Annotated in this window: 22 protein-coding genes; 14 read left to right on the forward strand and 8 right to left on the reverse strand. The window is 71.1% G+C overall.

The features are described 5' to 3' along the window. Window positions 1-173 precede the first annotated feature (173 nt). The gene (locus RNB18_RS40035) at window positions 174-1,805 is read left to right on the forward strand and encodes a phospho-sugar mutase (RefSeq protein WP_311719033.1); all 1,632 of its coding nucleotides are present in this window, start codon (window positions 174-176) and stop codon (window positions 1,803-1,805) included. An 85-nt stretch (window positions 1,806-1,890) separates the two neighbouring features. On the opposite strand, the gene RNB18_RS40040 is transcribed toward RNB18_RS40035, so the two are convergent. After that, window positions 1,891-3,459 carry a purple acid phosphatase family protein gene (locus RNB18_RS40040; protein WP_311719174.1) on the reverse strand — a complete coding sequence of 523 codons (1,569 nt, stop codon included), beginning with the start codon at window positions 3,457-3,459 and terminating at the stop codon, window positions 1,891-1,893. Window positions 3,460-3,640: 181 nt separating this feature from the next. Continuing rightward, window positions 3,641-4,312, reverse strand: a complete 672-nt coding sequence (locus tag RNB18_RS40045; RefSeq protein ID WP_311719034.1) for a PH domain-containing protein — start codon at window positions 4,310-4,312, stop codon at window positions 3,641-3,643. Between the two features lie 110 nt (window positions 4,313-4,422). Here RNB18_RS40045 and deoC point away from each other — a divergent pair, with 110 nt between their 5' ends. The 3 genes from deoC to RNB18_RS40060 are packed head-to-tail and all read left to right on the forward strand — an operon-like array spanning window position 4,423 to window position 7,704. Then, a complete protein-coding gene (deoC, locus tag RNB18_RS40050) occupies window positions 4,423-5,382 on the forward strand; it encodes a deoxyribose-phosphate aldolase (RefSeq protein WP_059205131.1) in 960 nt (319 codons plus the stop codon). A 5-nt stretch (window positions 5,383-5,387) separates the two neighbouring features. After that, window positions 5,388-6,824, forward strand: coding sequence for an aldehyde dehydrogenase family protein (locus tag RNB18_RS40055; RefSeq protein ID WP_311719035.1), 1,437 nt, complete (start codon window positions 5,388-5,390; stop codon window positions 6,822-6,824). Next, the gene (locus RNB18_RS40060; protein ID WP_266560316.1) at window positions 6,817-7,704 is read left to right on the forward strand and encodes an aldehyde dehydrogenase family protein; all 888 of its coding nucleotides are present in this window, start codon (window positions 6,817-6,819) and stop codon (window positions 7,702-7,704) included. The genes RNB18_RS40055 and RNB18_RS40060 overlap by 8 nt, the downstream gene beginning before the upstream one ends. A 76-nt stretch (window positions 7,705-7,780) precedes the next feature. Here the strand turns inward: RNB18_RS40060 and RNB18_RS40065 are convergent, their stop codons facing one another. After that, the gene (locus tag RNB18_RS40065) at window positions 7,781-8,170 is read right to left on the reverse strand and encodes a hypothetical protein (protein ID WP_311719036.1); all 390 of its coding nucleotides are present in this window, start codon (window positions 8,168-8,170) and stop codon (window positions 7,781-7,783) included. A 62-nt stretch (window positions 8,171-8,232) separates the two neighbouring features. Between RNB18_RS40065 and RNB18_RS40070 the strand changes: the two genes are divergently transcribed. Together RNB18_RS40070 and RNB18_RS40075 are read left to right on the forward strand one after the other, a co-directional pair. Further along, a complete protein-coding gene (locus RNB18_RS40070) occupies window positions 8,233-8,937 on the forward strand; it encodes a uridine kinase (RefSeq protein WP_311719037.1) in 705 nt (234 codons plus the stop codon). A 73-nt stretch (window positions 8,938-9,010) separates the two neighbouring features. Then, window positions 9,011-9,349, forward strand: coding sequence for a DUF6281 family protein (locus tag RNB18_RS40075; protein WP_311719038.1), 339 nt, complete (start codon window positions 9,011-9,013; stop codon window positions 9,347-9,349). 158 nt (window positions 9,350-9,507) lie between these two features. On the opposite strand, the gene RNB18_RS40080 is transcribed toward RNB18_RS40075, so the two are convergent. Continuing rightward, window positions 9,508-10,245: a SigE family RNA polymerase sigma factor gene (locus RNB18_RS40080; protein ID WP_057607695.1), complete on the reverse strand. Its 738-nt coding sequence runs from the start codon at window positions 10,243-10,245 to the stop codon at window positions 9,508-9,510. Window positions 10,246-10,473: 228 nt separating this feature from the next. Between RNB18_RS40080 and afsQ1 the strand changes: the two genes are divergently transcribed. From afsQ1 to RNB18_RS40105, 5 genes are all read left to right on the forward strand, one after another. Continuing rightward, window positions 10,474-11,151, forward strand: a complete 678-nt coding sequence (gene afsQ1 / locus RNB18_RS40085) for a two-component system response regulator AfsQ1 (protein WP_037718821.1) — start codon at window positions 10,474-10,476, stop codon at window positions 11,149-11,151. Further along, entirely contained in the window at window positions 11,148-12,725 is a 1,578-nt protein-coding gene (locus RNB18_RS40090) for a HAMP domain-containing sensor histidine kinase (RefSeq protein WP_311719039.1), read from the forward strand. Before afsQ1 ends, RNB18_RS40090 begins: the two co-directional genes overlap by 4 nt. After that, a complete protein-coding gene (locus RNB18_RS40095; protein WP_311719041.1) occupies window positions 12,725-13,378 on the forward strand; it encodes a hypothetical protein in 654 nt (217 codons plus the stop codon). Before RNB18_RS40090 ends, RNB18_RS40095 begins: the two co-directional genes overlap by 1 nt. 93 nt (window positions 13,379-13,471) lie before the next feature. Further along, entirely contained in the window at window positions 13,472-14,023 is a 552-nt protein-coding gene (locus tag RNB18_RS40100; protein ID WP_311719042.1) for a VanZ family protein, read from the forward strand. A 92-nt stretch (window positions 14,024-14,115) separates the two neighbouring features. Further along, window positions 14,116-14,316, forward strand: a complete 201-nt coding sequence (locus RNB18_RS40105) for a PspC domain-containing protein (protein ID WP_037718826.1) — start codon at window positions 14,116-14,118, stop codon at window positions 14,314-14,316. A gap of 84 nt (window positions 14,317-14,400) precedes the next feature. On the opposite strand, the gene RNB18_RS40110 is transcribed toward RNB18_RS40105, so the two are convergent. After that, window positions 14,401-14,745, reverse strand: coding sequence for an ATP-binding protein (locus RNB18_RS40110; RefSeq protein WP_311719043.1), 345 nt, complete (start codon window positions 14,743-14,745; stop codon window positions 14,401-14,403). Between the two features lie 138 nt (window positions 14,746-14,883). Next, the gene (locus RNB18_RS40115; protein ID WP_311719044.1) at window positions 14,884-16,047 is read right to left on the reverse strand and encodes an adenosine deaminase; all 1,164 of its coding nucleotides are present in this window, start codon (window positions 16,045-16,047) and stop codon (window positions 14,884-14,886) included. A gap of 113 nt (window positions 16,048-16,160) precedes the next feature. On the opposite strand from RNB18_RS40115, the gene RNB18_RS40120 reads away from it, so the two are divergent. Then, a complete protein-coding gene (locus RNB18_RS40120) occupies window positions 16,161-16,916 on the forward strand; it encodes an alpha/beta hydrolase (RefSeq protein ID WP_311719045.1) in 756 nt (251 codons plus the stop codon). Window position 16,917: 1 nt separating this feature from the next. Here the strand turns inward: RNB18_RS40120 and RNB18_RS40125 are convergent, their stop codons facing one another. Continuing rightward, a complete protein-coding gene (locus RNB18_RS40125; protein ID WP_311719046.1) occupies window positions 16,918-17,868 on the reverse strand; it encodes a LysR family transcriptional regulator in 951 nt (316 codons plus the stop codon). 63 nt (window positions 17,869-17,931) lie between these two features. Here RNB18_RS40125 and RNB18_RS40130 point away from each other — a divergent pair, with 63 nt between their 5' ends. Then, a complete protein-coding gene (locus RNB18_RS40130; RefSeq protein WP_311719047.1) occupies window positions 17,932-19,209 on the forward strand; it encodes an MFS transporter in 1,278 nt (425 codons plus the stop codon). 172 nt (window positions 19,210-19,381) lie between these two features. Then, window positions 19,382-20,398: a sigma-70 family RNA polymerase sigma factor gene (locus tag RNB18_RS40135; RefSeq protein WP_311719048.1), complete on the forward strand. Its 1,017-nt coding sequence runs from the start codon at window positions 19,382-19,384 to the stop codon at window positions 20,396-20,398. Here RNB18_RS40135 and RNB18_RS40140 read toward each other — a convergent pair. Further along, the gene (locus tag RNB18_RS40140; RefSeq protein ID WP_311719175.1) at window positions 20,282-20,668 is read right to left on the reverse strand and encodes an STAS domain-containing protein; all 387 of its coding nucleotides are present in this window, start codon (window positions 20,666-20,668) and stop codon (window positions 20,282-20,284) included. The two genes, RNB18_RS40135 and RNB18_RS40140, sit on opposite strands and share 117 nt — an antisense overlap. Window positions 20,669-20,706: the final 38 nt, after the last annotated feature.

The following is a 20,706-nucleotide window of genomic DNA, read 5'->3' on the forward strand; positions in this document are numbered from 1 at the left end:
CCCCCCCCCCCCCCCCCGCCCCCGACCCACCCGCCGAACCGCAGGCGCTACACCCGCCCCCACCGAAGCCGCACAGGCCGCCGCAGGCACTCAGGGGCGCGGGGAACTGCGCACAACGCCCGCCCCCACCGAACCCGCACGTAACGACAACGACACGAGAGGCTGACCGAACCGTGCACGACGATCTCATCGCCCGGGCCAGGACCTGGCTCGCCGAGGACCCCGACCCGGACACCCGCGAAGAGCTCGCCGGGCTCCTCGACGCCGACGACGTCACCGAGCTCACGGCACGTTTCAGCGGCACCCTCCAGTTCGGCACCGCCGGCCTGCGCGGCGAACTCGGCGCAGGACCGATGCGCATGAACCGCACGGTCGTCATCCGAGCCGCCGCCGGCCTCGCCGCGTACCTCAGGAAGCAAGGCAGCACCGACGGCCTCGTGGTCATCGGTTACGACGCCCGCCACAAATCGGAAGACTTCGCGCGGGACACCGCGGCCGTGATGACCGGCGCCGGGCTCAAAGCGGCGCTCCTCCCCCCCCCCCTCCCCACCCCCGTCCTGGCCTTCGCCATAAGGCACCTCGGCGCGGTGGCAGGCGTAGAGGTCACCGCCAGCCACAACCCGCCCCGCGACAACGGCTACAAGGTCTACCTCGGCGACGGCTCCCAGATCGTGCCGCCCGCCGACGCGGACATCGCCGCCGAGATCGCGGCGATCGCGAGCCTGAACGACGTCCCCCGCCCGGCCACCGGCTGGCAGACCCTCGACGACGCCGTCCTGAACGCCTACCTGGCCCGCACGGACGCCGTACTCGCCGAGAACTCCCCCCGCACCGCCCGCACCGTCTACACCGCGATGCACGGCGTGGGCAAGGACACTCTTCTCGCCGCCTTCGACCGCGCCGGATTCCCCGCCCCGGAACTCGTCGCCGAACAGGCCGATCCCGACCCCGACTTCCCGACCGTCGCCTTCCCCAACCCGGAAGAGCCCGGCGCGATGGACCTGGCCTTCGCGAAGGCCCGCGAGACGAACCCCGACCTGATCATCGCGAACGACCCCGACGCGGACCGCTGCGCGGTCGCCGTCAAGCGGGACGACACCTGGCGCATGCTCAGCGGCGACGAGGTGGGCGCCCTCCTCGCGGCCCACCTCGTGACGCGCGGAGCGCACGGCACCTTCGCGGAGTCGATCGTCTCCTCCTCCCTCCTCGGCAGAATCGCCGAGAAGGCGGGCCTTCCCTACGAGGAGACCCTCACCGGCTTCAAGTGGATCGCCCGGGTGGAGGGCCTGCGCTACGGCTACGAGGAGGCCCTCGGCTACTGCGTGGACCCCGAGGGCGTCCGGGACAAGGACGGCATCACCGCGGCCCTGCTCATCACGGAGCTCGCCTCCGAGCTGAAGGAACAGAACCGCACACTCCTCGACCTCCTCGACGACCTCGCCGTGGACCACGGCCTGCACGCCACGGACCAGCTCGCGGTCCGCGTGGAGGACCTGTCGGTCATCGCCCGAGCGATGAAGCAGCTCCGCGAGCACCCGCCGACCGAGCTCGCGGGCCTGGCCATCACCAGGGCCGAGGACCTGACGCAGGGCACGGACAGGCTCCCGCCCACCGACGGCCTGCGCTACACGCTGGACGGTGCCCGGGTCGTCGTCCGCCCGAGCGGCACCGAGCCGAAGCTGAAGTGCTACCTGGAAGTGGTCGTCCCCGTCGCCACGCACGCCGACCTGCCCGCGGCCCACGCCAGGGCGGCCGACCTGCTGGCCGCCATCAAGAGGGACCTGTCGGCGGCGGCCGGCATCTGAGCCCGACCAGGACGAACAGCCGGCATCCGAGCCGAGGGGCGGTCCCCGTCCGGACCGCCCCTCACCTCACGCTGCACCGCCCGCTTCAGGCCGTTTTCCGCGCCACGACGAACCGGTCCACCTCCGCTCCCGTCGCCGCCAGCGCCCGCACGGTCAGCGTGGCCGTCCGCCCCACCGGCGCGGGCTTCACGTCGACGCGGATGAACGAGTAGCCGGTGTACCGCACCCGCGACCAGTCCACGCTCTCGGTGACCTTGCCGCCGGCGCCCGTGTAGTACGTCGGGACCGCCCCGACCTCGTCCTCGTGCCCTTCGTAGCTGTCGGCCACGGGGAAGCTGTAGACGCTCTCCCCGCCCGCCCCCGCCGTCACGTAGACGACACCGCCCCGGGACGGCTCGTGCGTCCCGCCGACGGGAAGCTCACGCACGGCCTTGTCCCGCAGCACCGGGTCCGTCCGCTCGTACACGTGGTTGTGCCCGTTGACGACGAGATCCACCTGATGCTTCTCGTACAGCGGCACCCACTGCTCCCGCACCCCGCCCTCGGAGGCGTGCGAGCTGGTGGTGGAGTAGGCACAGTGGTGATGGAACACCACGACGAAGTCGACACCGGGCGTCCGTCGCAGCTCCCCGAGCCGCCGGTCCAGCCACGCGGTCTGCTTCCCGCTCGTGTAACCGCGGTTCGCGGGAATCTCGTACGACACGTCGTTGGCGTCGACGGAGACGACGGCGACGTTCCCGTGCACGAACGAGTACACACCCGGCGCCTTCTCCGGATCGAACCCGTTGCCCGGCAGCGTGAAGCGGGCCTCGTTGCCGCCGTACCCGTTGGGCGAGTACCAGGCCTCCATGTCGTGGTTGCCGAACGCCACCATCCACGGCACGCGGCTCGACGTGGGTTCGATCTGGGCGAGGAACTGGTCCCACTGCCGGGCGTCGTAGTTGCTGCTGTCGGCGGGCAGCCCGTGCCCGGTCTCCTCGGCGTAGCAGATGTCGCCCGCGTGCAGGTGGAAGGCCGGGTTCTGGGCCTGGACGAGGGCGTTGAGCCCGATCGACGTGTAGCTGGGGTTCTGGTCGCCGAAGGCCGTGAAGGCGAACGGCCGGCGGCTGTGCGCGTCAGGAGCGGTGGTGAAGGAGTAGACGGTGTGGGCGGCACCGGCGTGGGCCGGGTCGAAGCCGTCGTGGCCGACGCCGTAGTAGTAGGTCGTCCCGGGCCGAAGGTTGTCCAGGGCCGCGTGCACGTAGTACTGGTCGATGTCGGCGCTCTTGCCGACCCCGGCCGGGGTGAACAGGTCCCGCACCTCGGCGGGGACCCGGTGGCCGAGGTCCAGCGGGCTCAGCCCGATCCGCAGGAAGGGGCTGCGGACGGGCAGCGGAACCTGCCAGGACACCCGCATCTGGGTGCGCGGATCGGCGCCGTAGGCGAGGTGCCTGCCGTACGGCGCCACGAGCGAGCCGTCGACGTGCTCGGTGGCCGAGCGGGTGACGAGATCGGGGGTCGCCGCTGTCGCCGTACCGCTGGAGGCGAGCCCGGCGCCCGCGGCGGCGGCGATCGCGCTGGTGCGCAGAAGGCCGCGGCGGGACAGGGCGTTGCGGAGGTACTCGTGCCGCTCCGGCATGCTCAGCGTGTCCGCGAGACGGGCGGGGATGCCCATGCGCGGGGTGTTCAGAGGTGCGTTCATGGCCGGAGGCTGGCAGAGGCCGGTGAATGGCGATTGGACTAAACCTCTGCGTTGACCCATGTTCAGGTCCGGAGCACCCCATCGGGTGATTTAGGGATGGATGTTGACCTTGGTTCCGCGTCCTGCCCCCGGGCACCCGGCACCCCAGCATGGGTCACCCAAGCGCCGCCAGGATCGTCAGAAGCACCGCCCCCGCCACGGCCGGCCCCACGATCTCGTACGCCCACCGCACGGTCACCTCGCCCTGGGAGGTCTGTGCCTTCCCCCGGGCCTCCAGCAGCTCGCGCAGTTCGTCGATGATCTTGTCGGTCTCGGCCCGGGTGGGCCCCTCCGGGACGGGCGTACGACCGCCGAAGCCGTCCGGCTGCATTCCGCCGCCGAACAGGCCGAGGCCCCTGGTGGAACCGCGTCCCGACGACTGCCGGGCGTTCTGCTGGGCCGTCTGGCGTGCCGCCTTCTTGCGGCCGCGCAGGGAGACCGGGATCGCCCACAGCTGGTACTTCGCGCCGGACGTGACGAACACCTCGTTCGAGTAGCCGGAGCGCAGCATCTCGACCTCGCCCCACGGCACGACGATCACGCGGAAGGGGTTGCGGATGCGCAGGCGGTCGTGGTTCGCGAAGACGGCCGGGCGCAGCGTGAAGGCGACCACCAGCGGGACGACGAGAATCAGTGTGGCGAGGGCCAGCCAGGGGGTGCGGCCGGTGCCGGAGACGACGGCGTCGATGCCGAGCCAGCCGATGATGACGAGGACGAGGGAGCCGCCGATCAGTGCCATGGGTGAGCGGTAGATGCGGTCCCTGGACTCGGGGGGTGCGGTCGTCATGAGGCCGATCCTAAGCGCCGCCCTGGTTTGTGCCGGTGTGCGGGTGCCCTCAGAACCCGCTCGCCGGGGTGTACAGCCGCTACGCGCGTAGATATGCTCGTCTGGTGACCATGCCCACCACTGCATCAGCCGCACACCCGCTCACGGACGTGACCGCGTCCGACAGCACGCTGCGCCGGTTCCTTCACGGGCTGCCCGGCGTGGACGCGGTCGGCCTGGAGGCGCGTGCCGCCTCGCTCGGTACCCGTTCCATCAAGACGACCGCCAAGGCGTACGCCATCGACCTCGCCATCTCGATGGTCGACCTGACGACGCTGGAAGGCGCGGACACCCCGGGCAAGGTCCGGGCGCTCGGCGCCAAGGCGGTCCGCCCCGACCCGACCGACCGGACGACCCCCGCCACGGCCGCGGTCTGCGTCTATCCCGACATGGTGCCCGTGGCGAAGGAGGCCGTGGCCGGTTCCGGCGTGAAGGTCGCCTCCGTGGCCACCGCGTTCCCGGCCGGCCGCGCCGCCCTCGACGTGAAGCTGGCCGACGTGCGCGACGCCGTGGCCGCGGGCGCCGACGAGGTCGACATGGTCATCGACCGCGGGGCGTTTCTCTCGGGCAGGTACCTGAAGGTGTACGACGAGATCGTCGCCGTGCGCGAGGTCTGCGGTACGGCCGCCCGGCTCAAGGTCATCTTCGAGACCGGCGAGCTGTCGACGTACGACAACATCCGCCGCGCGAGCTGGCTCGGCATGCTGGCCGGCGCGGACTTCATCAAGACGTCCACCGGCAAGGTCGCGGTGAACGCGACCCCGGCGAACACCCTGCTGATGCTGGAGGCGGTGCGTGACTTCCGTGCGCAGACCGGCATCCAGGTCGGCGTGAAGCCGGCGGGCGGCATCAGGACGTCCAAGGACGCCATCAAGTTTCTCGTACTGGTCAACGAGACCGCGGGAGAGGACTGGCTGGACAACCACTGGTTCCGCTTCGGCGCCTCCTCGCTTCTGAACGACCTGCTGATGCAGCGTCAGAAGCTGGCCACCGGCCGCTACTCCGGCCCCGACTACGTGACGGTGGACTGATCACCATGGCATCGGCATTCGATTACGCACCCGCACCCGAGTCCCGCTCGGTCGTCGACATCGCCCCCTCCTACGGCCTGTTCATCGACGGCGAGTTCGTGGAGGCGGCCGACGGCAAGGTCTTCAAGACCGTCTCGCCGTCCACCGAGGAGGTCCTCTCCGAGGTCGCCCAGGCCGGCTCCGAGGACGTGGACCGTGCGGTGAAGGCCGCCCGCAAGGCCTTCGAGAAGTGGTCGGCGCTGCCCGGCTCGGAGCGCGCCAAGTACCTGTTCCGCATCGCCCGGATCATCCAGGAGCGCAGCCGCGAGCTCGCCGTCCTGGAGACCCTGGACAACGGCAAGCCCATCAAGGAGACCCGCGACGCCGACCTCCCCCTGGTCGCCGCGCACTTCTTCTACTACGCGGGCTGGGCCGACAAGCTGGAGCACGCCGGGTTCGGCGCTGCCCCGAAGCCCCTCGGCGTGGCCGGCCAGGTCATCCCCTGGAACTTCCCGCTCCTGATGCTGGCGTGGAAGATCGCCCCGGCGCTGGCGACCGGCAACACCGTCGTCCTGAAGCCGGCGGAGACCACCCCCCTGTCGGCGTTGTTCTTCGCGGACGTCTGCCGCCAGGCCGGCCTGCCCCGGGGTGTCGTCAACATCCTTCCGGGCTACGGCGACACGGGCGCCACGCTCGTCGCGCACCCGGACGTCAACAAGGTGGCCTTCACCGGCTCCACCGCCGTGGGCAAGGAGATCGCGCGGACCGTCGCCGGCACCCGCAAGAAGGTCACGCTCGAACTGGGCGGCAAGGGCGCCAACATCGTCTTCGACGACGCCCCGATCGACCAGGCGGTGGAGGGGATCGTCAACGGCATCTTCTTCAACCAGGGCCAGGTCTGCTGCGCAGGCTCCCGTCTCCTCGTCCAGGAGTCGATCCAGGACGAGCTGCTGGACTCCCTCAAGCGCCGCCTGTCCACCCTCCGCCTCGGCGACCCGCTCGACAAGAACACCGACATCGGCGCGATCAACTCCGCGGAGCAGCTCTCGCGGATCACCTCGCTCGTGGAGAAGGGCGCGGCCGAGGGCGCCGACCCCTGGTCCCCGGAGTGCGAACTCCCCTCCTCCGGCTACTGGTTCGCCCCGACGCTCTTCACCAACGTCACCCAGGCGCACACCATCGCCCGCGACGAGATCTTCGGCCCGGTGCTGTCGGTCCTCACCTTCCGCACTCCGGACGAGGCCGTCGCCAAGGCCAACAACACCCAGTACGGCCTCTCGGCGGGCATCTGGACGGAGAAGGGTTCGCGGATCCTGGCGGTCGCGAACAAGCTCCGGGCCGGCGTCGTCTGGTCCAACACGTTCAACAAGTTCGACCCGACGTCGCCGTTCGGCGGCTACAAGGAGTCGGGCTTCGGCCGCGAGGGCGGTCGCCACGGCCTGGAGGCGTACCTCGATGTCTGACCGTCTGTCCGTCCTCAAGACCTACAAGCTGTACGTCGGGGGCAAGTTCCCCCGCTCCGAAAGCGGCCGGGTGTACGAAGTGACCGACTCCAAGGGCAAGTGGCTGGCGAACGCGCCGCAGTCCTCCCGCAAGGACGCCCGTGACGCGGTCGTGGCCGCGCGCAAGGCGTTCGGCGGCTGGTCCGGCGCGACGGCGTACAACCGCGGCCAGGTCCTCTACCGCGTCGCGGAGATGCTGGAGGGCCGCAAGGCGCAGTTCGTCCACGAGGTGGCCGACGCCGAGGGCCTGTCCAAGTCCAGGGCGGCCGAGCAGGTCGAGGCGACGATCGACCGCTGGGTCTGGTACGCGGGCTGGACCGACAAGATCGCCCAGGTGGTGGGCGGCGGCAACCCGGTCGCGGGCCCGTACTTCAACCTGTCCTCCCCCGAGCCGACGGGCGTGGTGGCCGTCCTGGCCCCGCAGGAGTCGTCGTTCCTGGGCCTGGTCTCGGTGGTGGCCCCGGTGATCGCGACGGGCAACACGGCGATCGTGGTGGCGAGCGAGAAGTCCCCGCTCCCGGCGCTGTCCCTGGGCGAGGTCCTGGCCACCTCCGACGTCCCCGGAGGCGTGGTCAACGTCCTCTCGGGCCGTACGGCGGAGATCGCGACCCCCCTGGCGTCCCACCAGGACGTCAACGCGATCGACCTGGCGGGCGCGGACGAGGTCCTCGCGAAGGAGCTGGAGATCGCGGCGGCGGACAACCTGAAGCGCGTACTGCGTCCACAGCCTGTGGACAACTGGACGGCGACTCCGGGCATCGACCGCCTGACGGCGTTCCTGGAGACGAAGACGGTCTGGCACCCGACGGGTTCGCTGGGGGCGTCGGGCTCGTCGTACTGACAACGGGCCGCGACACCGGAGAGCCGCGCCTCCCCTCCGTACGGGGAGACGCGGCTCTCCTGCCGTCGTACCGGAGTCAGCTGGTCGGCAGCCCCACCACCTGCCCCACCACCGGCATGCTCCCGATCGACTGCGCCTGCGCGACGGGCGCCAGCAGCGCCCGTGAAGCGATCGGCTGGGAGTCGCCGAGCGCAACCCCGTTGTCCAACGGGTCCACCCCCGTCCCCGCCAGCGGGTTCGGCTTGAGACCGGCGACCGGGCCGGTGACGTAGCCGACCGTGCCGGTGAGCGCCTGCACCCCGGCCTGCGGGTCGATGTTGCCCAGCGAGGTCGGCCGGGCTCCCACCATGCCGACGACCGGCTCGGTGTCCGCGGCGGCCACCCCGGCGCCTGCGCCGAGTGCGACACCGGCGGTGGCGAGGGCGGTGAGCGTGCGCCGGGCTGTCGGGTTCGCGTGTCGTGCCATGTGTTTCTGCCACCTTTTTTCGTGCACTGGGTAATCGTGTCGACACGAAGGGTAGTTGAGGTGTGACGCACGCTTCAAAGCCAACCCGCGGGGTCGATGAACAGCGGGTGAATGCCTCACACTGGTGTCCCGTGAGTTCCCAACCGCCCATACCGACGCGAGTCGTGCTGCTCTGCGGCCCCTCCGGCTCCGGCAAGTCCCTCCTCTCGGCCCGGTCCGGTCTTCCGGTGCTCCGGCTCGACGACTTCTACAAGGAGGGCGACGACCCGACGCTGCCGCTGGTGGCGGGGAGCTCCGACATCGACTGGGACCACCCCGGGTCCTGGGACGCGGACACCGCGGTGGCGGCGATCGTGGAACTGTGCCGCACGGGCCGTACGAACATCCCGGTCTACGACATCTCACTGAGCGCCCGCACCGGCGAGGAGTCGGTCGACATGGGCCGGACCCCGCTGTTCATCGCGGAGGGCATCTTCGCCGCCGAGATCGTCACCCGCTGCCGGGAGCTCGGCGTGCTGGCCGACGCGCTGTGCCTGAGCCGGGGTCCGGTGCGCACGTTCCGCCGCCGGTTCCTGCGGGATCTGCGCGAGGGCCGCAAGTCGGTGCCGTTCCTGCTGCGCCGCGGCTGGCGGCTGATGCGCCTGGAGCGCTCGATCGTCGCCCGCCAGACCGCCCTCGGCGCCCACCCCTGCGACAAGGACGAGGCCCTGAGCCGCCTGACCGCCGCGGCAGCGGGACACCGGCCTGCGGCGACTCCGGCCACCTGAGCGGCCCGGCCGAACGAATTCGGCGCCTTCTCCGTCGTAGGACCGGAAAACGGTCACCTCGGGAAGGAAGCGAATGACGACAGCACGGCTGGTCATGACGGTGGCGATGCTGGCGGTGGTCGTCGGCTGCTCGTCCGGCGACCCGTCCGGCGGCGGAGCCGCGGTCTCCTGCGCGGGGGTGGTGACGTTCGAGAACCGGGACTATCTGCCCACGCAGAAGACCGGCTTCACCGTGGGCGAGAGGCTGGGCACCGCCACGATCGCCGAGTGCGACGACACTCCGGGCGATCCCGGGGGCACGATCGCGGAGGGGACGACCGGCGCGTACGCGATCGACGGGGTGGATCCCGCCGAGGCCATCGCGGTGGGTGACTCGCCCGGCGAGGCGACCCTCATGGACATCCTCCGCTGAGCACACACCAAAGCGGGACTGGACGGACCCCCCGGCCCTCCAGTCCCGCTTCTCGGTGCTTCCCCGCTGTCCCCGTGGGTCCCCCGTGACCCCCGTTGATCCCCCCGGGTACCGGCCCCCCAGCCGGTACCCCTGATCCCCCGTTCCTCCCCCAACCCTCAGGCGACGAGCTCCCCGAAGGCGTTCTCCTCGTCACGGCCGAAGCTGAGGACCTCGTCCTCGCGCAGCCGGCGGAGCGACCGCCAGATGCTCGACTTCACCGTGCCGACACTGATGTCGAGGATCTCCGCGATCTCCGGGTCGGTGCGGCCCTCGTAGTAACGGAGGACCAGCATCGTCCGCTGGAGTTCGGGGAGCCGGGCGAGCGCCTGCCACAGGACCGCGCGCAGTTCGGTGCCGCGCATCGCGTCCGTGTCGCCGGGCGTCTCCGGCAGTTCCTCGGTCGGGTATTCGTTCAGCTTGCGGCGGCGCCACGCGCTGATGTGCAGGTTCGTCATGGTGCGGCGGAGGTAGCCCCCGACCGCGGCCTTGTCGCTGATCCGGTCCCATGCCTTGTACGTCGAGAACAGCGCGCTCTGCAGCAGGTCCTCGGCCTCGAAGCGGTCCCCGGTCAGGTGGTACGCGGTGGCGTACAGGGAGGCGCGGCGCTCCTGGACGTAGGCGGTGAACTCCGCCTCCGACAGCGAACGACGCTCCCCCGTGTCCTCCCTGTACGACGATCCCCCGTGCGATTCCCCCGTGAAGGTGTCAACCACCGACATGTACGCGGTGTGCTGACGCCCGGTGCCGCGAGCGCACCCCCGCCCGCTCACGGCACCGGACTTCTCGGAACCCCGGGTCACGTCGTGCAGCCGCGTGACCACTGCGCTGGTGCTGATGCTGTGCAGCGTGTTCATCTCGCGCCCCCCGTCGTGGACTTCCGGTGTTCGGTCTGCTCGGGCGGTGCTGCTTGCCCGTGCCGAAAAGATTGCCCTCGCACCTTCATGGCCGTGTCCGCCGACTGTCACAGACCTGTCACAGGGGTCCGTCTCAGGAATTGCACAGCGGACCCACGGACGGGTGCCGTAAGGACTGCCTGTCCCCACAGGTCGAACCGCACCCCCTCCATGGGCCAGAATGAGCCCGTGCCTTCCCTGTTGCTGATCGAGGACGACGACGCCATCCGTACGGCCCTGGAGCTGAGCCTCACGCGCCAGGGCCACCGGGTTGCCACCGCTGCCACCGGCGAGGACGGCCTGAAGCTGCTGCGTGAGCAGCGGCCGGACCTGATCGTGCTGGATGTCATGCTGCCCGGCATCGACGGGTTCGAGGTGTGCCGGCGCATCCGGCGCACGGACCAGCTGCCGATCATTCTGCTGACCGCGCGCAACGACGACATCGACATCGTCGTCGGACTGGAGTCCGGCGCCGACGACTATGTCGTCAAGCCGATCCAGGGGCGGGTGCTGGACGCCCGGATCCGGGCCGTGCTGCGACGTGGGGAACGCGAGTCGACCGACGCGGCGAGCTTCGGCTCCCTGGTCATCGACCGCGCGGCCATGACCGTGACGAAGAACGGCGAGGACCTCCAGCTCACGCCCACCGAGCTCAGGCTGCTCCTGGAGCTGAGCCGGCGGCCCGGCCAGGCCCTGTCGCGGCAGCAGTTGCTGCGGCTGGTCTGGGAGCACGACTACCTCGGTGACTCGCGCCTGGTGGACGCCTGTGTGCAGCGGCTGCGCGCCAAGGTCGAGGACGTGCCGTCGTCCCCGACGCTGATCCGTACCGTGCGGGGCGTGGGTTACCGGCTGGACACGCCTCAGTGACCGAAGCGCAAGGGGGGTTCCGCGGCTGGTTCGCGGCGCGCAAGGGAGTCTGGTCACGGCTGCGTTTCACCAGTCTGCGCCTGCGGCTCGTGGTCGTCTTCGGCCTGGTGGCGCTGACCGCCGCCGTGTCCGTGTCCGGGATCGCCTACTGGCTCAACCGCGAGGCGGTGCTCACCCGCGCCCAGGACGCGGTGCTGCGGGACTTCCAGCAGGAGATGCAGAACCGCGCGGGCGCCCTGCCGGAGGACCCCACGCAGGACGAACTCCAGCAGGCGGCGGGGCAGATGGCGGGCAGCAGCCAGCGCTTCAGCGTGCTGCTCGTCGCCGACGACGCCAACGGCAGGACGGTGTACGGCAATTCGGGCGCCCTGGACGGCTTCACGCTCCAGGACGTGCCCGTGTCGCTGCGCGAGGCGGTGAACGAGAAGCAGAAGGTCGACTCCGCCAACAAGTACGCCTATCACCTGTACTGGCAGCGGACCGTCGACCACGACACCCCGTATCTGGTCGCCGGCACGAGGGTGATCGGCGGCGGCCCGACCGGTTACATGCTCAAGTCCCTCGAGCCGGAGGCCAAGGACCTCAACTCCCTCGCCTGGTCGCTGGGTATCGCCACCGGGCTGGCCCTGATCGGCTCCGCGCTGCTCGCGCAGGCCGCGTCGACGACCGTACTGAAGCCGGTGCACCGGCTCGGGGTCGCCGCGCGCCGGCTCGGCGAGGGCAAGCTGGACACCCGGCTCAGCGTGTCGGGCACCGACGAACTCGCCGACCTCTCGAGGACGTTCAACCACGCGGCCGAGGCGCTGGAGAAGCGGGTCGACGACATGGCCGCCCGCGACAACGCCTCGCGGCGCTTCGTGGCGGACATGAGCCATGAACTCCGTACGCCGCTCACCGCGATCACCGCCGTCACGGAGATCCTGGAGGAGGAGCTGGAGGCGGAGTCCGGCTCGATGGACCCGATGATCGAGCCGGCCGTGCGGCTGGTGGTCAGCGAGACGCGCAGGCTCAACGACCTGGTCGAGAACCTCATGGAGGTCACCCGCTTCGACGCGGGTACCGCCCGGCTGGTCCTCGACGACGTCGACGTGGCCGACCAGATCACCGCGTGCATCGACGCGCGCGCGTGGCTGGACGCGGTGGAGCTGGACGCCGAGCGCGGCATCCACGCCCGCCTCGACCCGCGCCGCCTCGACGTGATCCTGGCCAACCTGATCGGCAACGCCCTCAAGCACGGCGGCTCCCCGGTGCGGGTGGCGGTGCGCGCGCCGGCCGACGAGGTGGTCATCGGGGTCCGCGACCACGGCCCCGGCATCCCCGAGGACGTCCTCCCGCACGTCTTCGACCGCTTCTACAAAGCCAGCGCCTCCCGCCCCCGTTCCGAGGGCAGCGGCCTCGGCCTGTCCATCGCCCGGGAGAACGCCCACATCCACGGCGGCGAGATCACCGCGGCGAACTCTCCCGACGGGGGCGCCGTCTTCACGCTGCGGCTCCCCCGGGACGCCTCGGCACTGGCCGAGGAGCTCCTGGAGGCCAAGAAGGACGACCGCGCGTCGAAGAAGGGGGACGCCTGATGGGCTCCGAGAGGCGACACCGGGGGCGGGCCGTACCAGCGCGCGCCGGGCTGGACGTACGCCGGCTGCTGGCGCTGCCCCTGCTCGGGCTGCTGGTCGCCGGGTGCGGGATCCGCTCCACCGAGGTGCCCACCGACTTCGGGCCCGCGCCCTCGCGGGTGCGGTGTTCGCTGTCCGAGCCGGACGCGGCCACGCGGGCCTCGCAGGGGCTGGCCGTGCAGGTGTTCCTGCTGTGCGGGTCGTCGCTGGTGGCGGTGGACCGGGTCCTCAGGGTCCCGGACGGGACCGCGGACTCCGCGCGAAGGGTGCTGGTCGCCCAGGGGCTCCTCGACCAGCTCGCCGAGACACCGTCGGCGGCCGAGCGGGAGGCCGGGTACCAGACGTATGTGCGCGGCGGCATGACCGTCAGCGGGCCGCGCGCCAAGGACCCCGAGGACACGCTCCGGCTGAGCACCCCGCCCACCGAGCTCTCCGCCTCCGCGCTCGCCCAGGTGGTGTGCACGTTCTCCGACTCGGCCGCGGCCGAGGGCGACGGCTCCGTCATCCTCGGGGGCCCCACGACCACCCCGCTGCGCCGCTACGACTGCACGGACGAGGTCCGCTCCCAGCCGGGCAGTCGGCAGCCCGCGTCGAGCGAGGTGACGGGCGGCTGACGGGGGTCCGACGACCACGTGTGGCGCAGACCTCACCCAGGTACCTCGGGGTGTTCCGGAACCGATCGTGGCGAGCGGGGCGTCTAGGGGGTCGTGCAGCGTCAAGGCTTCGTCGGCGGCAGTGCCGCCCTTCGCGTCCGTGTGGCAGGAGGTGCCCTCCTGGTCGCACACCTCGCGCTCGTCGCCTGGTTCACGCTGCGGCCACTGGACGTGCCCTGGGTCGTCCCGGCCAACCTGCACCCCCTGGCCGGCATCCGCGCCGACCTCGCTCTCGGCTGGCAGGAGGCGGCCCGCCGTATCGGCGAGGGACTGGCCCTGCTCGCCCCGCTCGGCTTCCTGCTCCCGATGGCGCACGGCAGGCTGTGGGCCTCTCCGCTCGGCTCCCTGATCCGTACGTCCGCCGCGGGCGCCCTGATCTCCCTGGGCATCGCGCTCCTCCAGACCGGCGTCCCCGGCCAGGTCGTCGACATCGACTCGCTGCTCCTGAACACCGCCGGCGTGGCCCTCGCGCACGTCGCGGTCGTGCCGGCGGCACGCCACTGGCTCCGCCGCGGGACCGAGCGCCGCCGACGCACCGCCGTCCGCCAGGAGGAGCCGGCTCAGGGTCGGACCCCGACGATTCCCAGGGTCGGGATCGCACCGTAGAGCGACGCTTTGTGCCGTTCGTCTCCGTAGCGTTGAGGACAGTTGGAGAGGGTCACCCGGACCCGACCACCGACGCTCACGAAGGAGCCGCAATGTCCCGCCTTGCCCGCCCCACCAACGGCCGCATGATCGGCGGAGTGTGTGCCGCGCTGGCACGGCGCTTCGGCACCTCCGCGACCACGATGCGCGTGATCTTCCTGGTGTCCTGTCTGCTGCCCGGCCCGCAGTTCCTGCTCTACATAGCGCTGTGGATCCTGTTCCCCTCGGAGGAGAAGGCGCAGGCCGCCTGGTAACAGCCCCCTGGGCACGTACGCCGGTGGGGCGCACACCCGAGACCACGGGGTGCGCCCCACCGGCGCGTGCGAGGAGTGCAGACCTCAGCCGATCGGCAGGCCGCTCAGGCTGGAGTCGCCGCCCAGCAGGAGCTCGCTGACCGGCAGACCGCCGAGGAGACCGGCGACGGGCGCGGCCGGACCGTCGGCGAGCACCTTCTCGACGGCCGGCTGCGCGGTCGCGAGGCCCGCACCGAGCGCCGGCTGGGCCTGCGCCAGTGCCGCACCGCCACCCGGCAGCGTCTCGGTGGGGAGCCCCTTGGAGACGGAGCCGAGCGCCGAAGTGGCGTCCGGGACCGCCGGAGCGGCGTTCGCGGCACCCGCGCCGGCGGCGGCGAAGGCGGCACCGAGGGCGGCGACACCGAGGGTCTTGGCAGCAGACTGCTTCATAAAATGCGTCCTCGAAATGGTTTTACGGGAATGTCAACGGTTCACGACCGTAAACACGCGGACCTGCCCGCCGCAAACATCGAAATGCGGACGAATGGTGAACACCCGCCCGCATTTCGCACCCGAGAACGTTCTCGGTCAGCTCTCCTCGGCCACAGAACCGCTGGTGGAAGCGGTCTGCTGGAACAGCCATTCGGACTTCAGCTCGGCATATCCGGGCTTGACGACGTCATTGATCATCGCGAGTCTTTCATCGAAAGGAATGAACGCTGATTTCATCGCATTGACGGAGAACCACTGAAGATCGTCGAGCGTATAGCCGAACGCGTCGACGAGGTGCTCGAATTCCCGGCTCATGCTGGTGCCGGACATCAGCCGGTTGTCGGTGTTCACGGTCGCCCGGAAGTGCAGGCGCCGCAGGAGTCCGATCGGGTGCTCGGCGTACGACGAGGCCGCCCCGGTCTGCAGATTGGAGCTGGGGCACAGCTCCAGCGGGATCCGCTTGTCCCGGACGTAGGAGGCGAGCCGCCCGAGCTTGACCGTGCCGTCCTCGTGGACCTGGATGTCGTCGATGATGCGCACACCGTGCCCGAGCCGGTCGGCGCCGCACCACTGCAGGGCCTGCCAGATGGACGGCAGCCCGAAGGCCTCGCCGGCGTGGATGGTGAAGTGGTTGTTCTCGCGCTTCAGGTACTCGAAGGCGTCGAGGTGGCGGGTGGGCGGGTAACCGGCCTCCGCGCCCGCGATGTCGAATCCGACGACGCCCAGGTCGCGGTAACGGTTGGCGAGTTCGGCGATCTCCAGGGCACGGGCCGCGTGCCGCATCGCGGTGAGCAGGGCGCCGACGCGGATGCGGTGGCCGTTCGCCCTGGCCCTGCGTTCCCCTTCCCGGAAGCCCTCGTTGACGGCCTCGACGACCTCTTCGAGGGTCAGGCCCTTCTCCAGGTGCTGCTCGGGGGCGTACCGCACCTCGGCGTAGACGACGCCGTCCTCGGCGAGGTCCTCGGCGCACTCGGCGGCCACCCGCACCAGCGCGTCACGGGTCTGCATGACGCCGACGGTGTGCGAGAAGGTCTCCAAGTACCGCTCCAGGGAACCGGAGTCGGCGGCTTCGCGGAACCAGACGCCCAGTCGGTCCGCGTCGGTCTCGGGGAGCCCGGGGTACCCACTGTCCCGGGCGAGGTCGACGATCGTGCCGGGACGCAGCCCGCCGTCGAGGTGATCGTGCAGCAGAACCTTGGGTGCCCGGCGGATCTGGTCCGAGCTCGGGGGGTTCCCCATCCGGTCAGTCTTGCTCGTCATCTTGGCACTCTAACGCCTACGCGCGTAGACGGCTCGTTGTACGAATCCGCCGATACGTAACGGTGACCGCCCCGCCCCGTGTCGTACACCCGCGCTTCTGACACTGTTCTGTCATGGCACAGCAAGCGACGCCGGTTCGCAGCGCCCGACTGGGCAGGACACTCGGCCCGGAGCCGGCGGCGGTGAGCGGGGTGGTGCTGCTCCTCCCGGGCGGCGACGAAACCTCTCTGCGCAGGCCCTCCTCGATGCGACTCCCCTCCGCCGTACGGGCGTTGGGACGACGGCTCGCCCGGTCGGGACACGCGGACGGGCTGGCGGCCCACCTGGTGCACTACCGCTATCGCGGCTGGAACGGCAGCGAGGCGCATCTCGCGCACGACGCGACCTGGGCCGCCGACGAGATCGTACGGCGATACGGCGACGTCCCCGTGTCCCTGGTCGGCGTCGACATGGGCGCACGGGCCGCACTGCGCGCGGGCGGGCACGAGGCCGTCAACTCCGTGGTGGCGGTCGCTCCTTGGCTGCCCGAGGAGGATGTGGCGGCGACCCCCGAACCGGTGAAGCAGCTCGTGGGGCGGCGGGTGCTCATCGTGCACGGCACGAACGACGAGCAGGCGGACCCGGAGTTGTCGTTCCGGCTCGCGTCCCGGGCGAAGAAGGCGAACCGGGAGGTGTGCCGGTTCGAGGTGCACTCCGACGGACACGGGCTGCATCAGTACCGGGCCGAAGTGCAGGCACTGACCGAGGACTTCGTCATGGGAGCACTCTTCGGGCGGGCGCTGTCCCGGCCTGTGCAGGACGCGCTGGCAGCGCCTCCGCCGCTGGGGCTGCGGATGCCGCTCGCCTCCGGGTTCGGGCGCCGCCGGTAGGTCAGGGCAGCAGGTTCCCCCTTCTCGACAGCAGGAACTTCTTGAAGGCGGCCACCGGGGGTGTGTCCGGGTGGCCGTCCAGCCAGGCGACGCCGATCTCGCGGGCCGCCCGTGGGGCCGTGACCGTCAGTTCCGCGACTCCTGGGCGGGGGAAGGCCGGCGGGGGCAGGAGGGCGACGCCCAGCCCTGCCGCCACCAGCCCTCTCAGCGTCTCCGCCTCCTCCCCCTCGAAGGCGATCCTCGGCCTGAAGCCGGCCTCCTGGCAGAGGTCGTCCGTGATGCGGCGCAGGCCGTAGCCGGGCTCCAGGGTGACGAAGGACTCCTCGGCGGCCTCGGCGAGGCGCACGCGCCTGCGGGCCGCGAGGGGGTGATCGGCGGGGACCACGAGCCGTAGCTTCTGTTCGTCGAGGCGACGGGCCACGAGGTCGGGGGCGTCCGGGACCGGGGAGGTCAGACACAGGTCCAGCTCCCCCGCCCGCAGGCGTTCGATCATCGCCTCGCCGTAGTTCTGGACCAGGCTGAAGCGGACGCGGGGATGGTCGGCGCGGAAGGCCCGGATGAGGCCGGGGACCGTTTCCGAGCCCATGGTGTGCAGGAAGCCGAAGGCGACCTTGCCGGTGGCCGGGTCGGCGTCCGCGCGGACCTCGTCCGCGGCGCGCTGGATCTCGGCGAGGGCGCGTTCGGCGGAGGCGAGGAAGGTGCGGCCCGCGGGGGTGAGGGAGACCGTACGGCCGATGCGGGCGAACAGGTCAACGCCGAGGTCCTGTTCCAGGCGGACCATCGCGCGCGAGAGCGTCGACTGGGGTACGTCCATCTCCTGTGCGGCGCGGGTGACGTGCTCGGTGCGGGCCACGCCGGCGAAGTAGGCGAGCCGCGGGGCCAGCAACATCACCATGTCTTCTGTGTCACTGGATGGTGACAGGCGCGCCTGTGACCTCTGCTGATGCTCCATGGGAACGATTATGGCGAATCCATGCATTGGACGGATGAGCAGGGTCGTACGTAACTTCGAAGCATGCCTGCCAGTACCGAGGCGCCCACCCGCGTGGGCGCCGTATCTCCCGCCTCTCCCGCCTCCGCCGCCGTCGATTCCCGTCTGACCCCGGGTGGCCCCGGCTACCGCCGGATGAGCTTCGCCCTCTTCCTCGCCGGTGTCGCGACCTTCGCGCTGCTGTACTCCACGCAGGCCCTTCTTCCGCTGATCTCGGGCGAGTTCGGGGTGGCGGCGAGCGAGGCGAGCTGGACGGTGGCGGCGGCGACCGGCGGTCTGGCGTTGTTCGTGCTGCCGATGAGCGCCCTGTCGGAGCGTTTCGGACGCCGTACGGTCATGACGGCGTCGCTGGCGGTCGCGGTGACGGTCGGTCTCCTGGTCCCCTTCGCGCCCTCGCTGCCCGCGCTGGTCGTGCTGCGGGCCGTGCAGGGGGCGGCCCTGGCGGGGCTGCCCGCCTCCGCGACGGCGTATCTCGCCGAGGAGGTCAGGCCGAAGGCGCTGGTGACGGCGATCGGGCTGTTCGTCGCCGGCAACAGCGTCGGCGGGATGAGCGGTCGGGTCATCACCGGCTGGGTCGCGCAGGAGTGGGGCTGGCGGGTGGCCGTGGGGGTCATCGGCGCGATCGCGGTGGCCTGCGCGGTGGCGTTCCGCCTTCTGCTGCCGGCGCCGAAGCACTTCGTGGCGGGCTCGCTGCGGCCGCGGGTGCTGCTCGGCACGGTCCGCGGACACCTGGGCGACCCGCTGCTGCGCCGCCTCTACGCCATCGGCGCGCTGTTCATGACGGTCTTCGGCGGCGTGTACACCGTCATCGGCTACCGGCTGACCGAGGCGCCCTTCTCCCTCCCCCAGGGCATCGTCGGCTCGATCTTCCTGGTCTACCTGGTGGGCACGGTGTCCGCGTCGACGGCGGGCCGGCTGGTCGGCCGCCTCGGCCGCCGGGGCGCGCTGTACGCGGCGGGCGGTACGACGGCCGCGGGCCTCCTGCTCTCCCTGGCCGACTCCCTGGCGCTGGTCCTGCTGGGCCTGGTCCTGATCACCGGCGGCTTCTTCGCCGGCCACGCGGTGGCGTCCTCGGCGGTCAGCAAGACGGCCACTCACGGCCGCGCCCAGGCCTCGGCCCTCTACCAGTCCGCCTACTACATCGGCTCCAGCGCGGGCAGCACGGTCGGCGCACTCGCCTTCCACGCGGGCGGCTGGACCGGGACGGTCGGGGTCGGGCTGCTGGCGGTACTCGGCGTGGTGTCGATCACCGTCCTTGGTACGCGTGCGGCGAGGGCCCAGCAGCGGCTCGCGACGGTCTGAGCGGCACGTTCTGCTTCCCCCTGGTCGAGGTCGGTCGGCTGGGGGGATTGCTGTATCCGGCCTGTGAACTGCGTGTTCACCCGCTCCAGGGGCCGTTGTCAGTGGGCTGCGGTAGCTTCCAAGTAGTGGGCGCAAAGGCGCGGCACAGCACGGCCACAGGGGTGGGTGGACGATGACGGACAGTACGGCGACGACGACAGACCTCGACGTCAGGCTCGAGAAACACCGCACGGAGCTGACGGGGTACTGCTACCGCATGCTCGGCTCCTCGTTCGAGGCCGAGGACGCGGTGCAGGACACGCTGGTGCGGGCCTGGCGGAGCTACGACAAGTTCGAGGGCCGTTCCAGCCTCCGCTCATGGCTGTACCGCATCGCGACGAACGTCTGCCTGGACATGCTGACCGCGGGCAGCAAGCGCGCCCGTCCCATGGACCTCTCGGAGTCGACCCCCCTCGCCCAGGCCGCCCTCTCCCCCCGCCCCGACCACACCTGGCTGGAGCCGATGCCGGACAACCGCATCCTGCCGACGGTCGAGGACCCGGCGGAGGCGGCGGTCGCCAAGGAGACCGTGCGGCTCGCCTTCATGGCCGCCCTGCAGCAACTGCCGCCCAAGCAGCGCGCGGTACTGATCCTGCGCGAGGTGCTGGCGTGGAAGGCGAGCGAGGTCGCCGACCTGCTCGACACCTCCGTCGCCTCGGTCAACAGCGCCCTGCAGCGGGCCCGCGCCACCCTCGCCGAGCGGGAGGAGCACGGCGCCGACGCGGCCGTGTCCAACCCCCTGGACGAGGAGCAGCAAAGACTCCTGGACCGCTATGTGAAGGCGTTCGAGGGGTACGACATGACGGCGCTGACGGCCCTCCTCCACGAGGACGCCATCATGACGATGCCGCCGTTCGACCTCTGGCTGACCGGCCACGACGACATCACCGGCTTCATGACGACGCTGGGCTCGGCCTGCGAGGGCTCACGTCTGGTGCCGGTGCAGGTCAACGGCCTGCCGGGGTTCGCCCAGTACAAGCCGGACCCGGAGAAGGGCGGTCACACCCCCTGGGCGGTACAGGTGCTGGAGATCTCAGACGGCCGGCTCACCGGGTTCCACTTCTTCCTCGACACCCAGCGCTGGTTCCCCCTGTTCGGACTGCCCCTCCACCTCGAAGCGGAGGCCGACGAGGTCAAGGAGGGCGTGTAGCCCGGGATCGGGGTCGCGCAGCCTGATCCGGCCCCCGGCGCGCCGGGCCGCGAGCTGGAGCCGGGCGAGCAGTTCGACCGTGCCGAGCCCCGGCGGCCCGAGCCCGGCGACATCGCACACCACCACCCCGGCACGGGTCGTCCGCAGCAGCGCCCGGACCTCGTCGCTCAGCCCCGTCACCTCATCCCGGGTGACGGGGCCGACCAGCGCGAGTACAGCGGGTGTCATGGCGTCCACGATCGGTAGACCGGGCGGGCGGGCGTAACTCATCGGCCGGCGTCCTGTCCGCGCGGGCAGGATCACGTTGA

Source organism: Streptomyces doebereineriae, assembly GCF_031845645.1.
Lineage (GTDB): Bacteria > Actinomycetota > Actinomycetes > Streptomycetales > Streptomycetaceae > Streptomyces > Streptomyces canus.

Coding starts and splice junctions, on each gene's coding strand:
- RNB18_RS40045 (WP_311719034.1), bottom strand. CDS start 4,312: ATGACGACCGCACCCCCCGAGTCCAGGGACCGCATCTACCGCTCACCC.
- RNB18_RS40105 (WP_037718826.1), top strand. CDS start 14,116: ATGTCCCGCCTTGCCCGCCCCACCAACGGCCGCATGATCGGCGGAGTG.
- RNB18_RS40040 (WP_311719174.1), bottom strand. CDS start 3,459: ATGGGCATCCCCGCCCGTCTCGCGGACACGCTGAGCATGCCGGAGCGG.
- RNB18_RS40135 (WP_311719048.1), top strand. CDS start 19,382: ATGACGGACAGTACGGCGACGACGACAGACCTCGACGTCAGGCTCGAG.
- RNB18_RS40080 (WP_057607695.1), bottom strand. CDS start 10,245: ATGAACACGCTGCACAGCATCAGCACCAGCGCAGTGGTCACGCGGCTG.
- RNB18_RS40065 (WP_311719036.1), bottom strand. CDS start 8,170: ATGGCACGACACGCGAACCCGACAGCCCGGCGCACGCTCACCGCCCTC.
- RNB18_RS40125 (WP_311719046.1), bottom strand. CDS start 17,868: ATGGAGCATCAGCAGAGGTCACAGGCGCGCCTGTCACCATCCAGTGAC.
- RNB18_RS40055 (WP_311719035.1), top strand. CDS start 5,388: ATGGCATCGGCATTCGATTACGCACCCGCACCCGAGTCCCGCTCGGTC.
- RNB18_RS40095 (WP_311719041.1), top strand. CDS start 12,725: ATGGGCTCCGAGAGGCGACACCGGGGGCGGGCCGTACCAGCGCGCGCC.
- RNB18_RS40140 (WP_311719175.1), bottom strand. CDS start 20,668: ATGAGTTACGCCCGCCCGCCCGGTCTACCGATCGTGGACGCCATGACA.
- RNB18_RS40120 (WP_311719045.1), top strand. CDS start 16,161: ATGGCACAGCAAGCGACGCCGGTTCGCAGCGCCCGACTGGGCAGGACA.
- RNB18_RS40060 (WP_266560316.1), top strand. CDS start 6,817: ATGTCTGACCGTCTGTCCGTCCTCAAGACCTACAAGCTGTACGTCGGG.
- RNB18_RS40115 (WP_311719044.1), bottom strand. CDS start 16,047: ATGACGAGCAAGACTGACCGGATGGGGAACCCCCCGAGCTCGGACCAG.
- RNB18_RS40075 (WP_311719038.1), top strand. CDS start 9,011: ATGACGACAGCACGGCTGGTCATGACGGTGGCGATGCTGGCGGTGGTC.
- RNB18_RS40130 (WP_311719047.1), top strand. CDS start 17,932: ATGCCTGCCAGTACCGAGGCGCCCACCCGCGTGGGCGCCGTATCTCCC.
- RNB18_RS40110 (WP_311719043.1), bottom strand. CDS start 14,745: ATGAAGCAGTCTGCTGCCAAGACCCTCGGTGTCGCCGCCCTCGGTGCC.
- deoC (WP_059205131.1), top strand. CDS start 4,423: ATGCCCACCACTGCATCAGCCGCACACCCGCTCACGGACGTGACCGCG.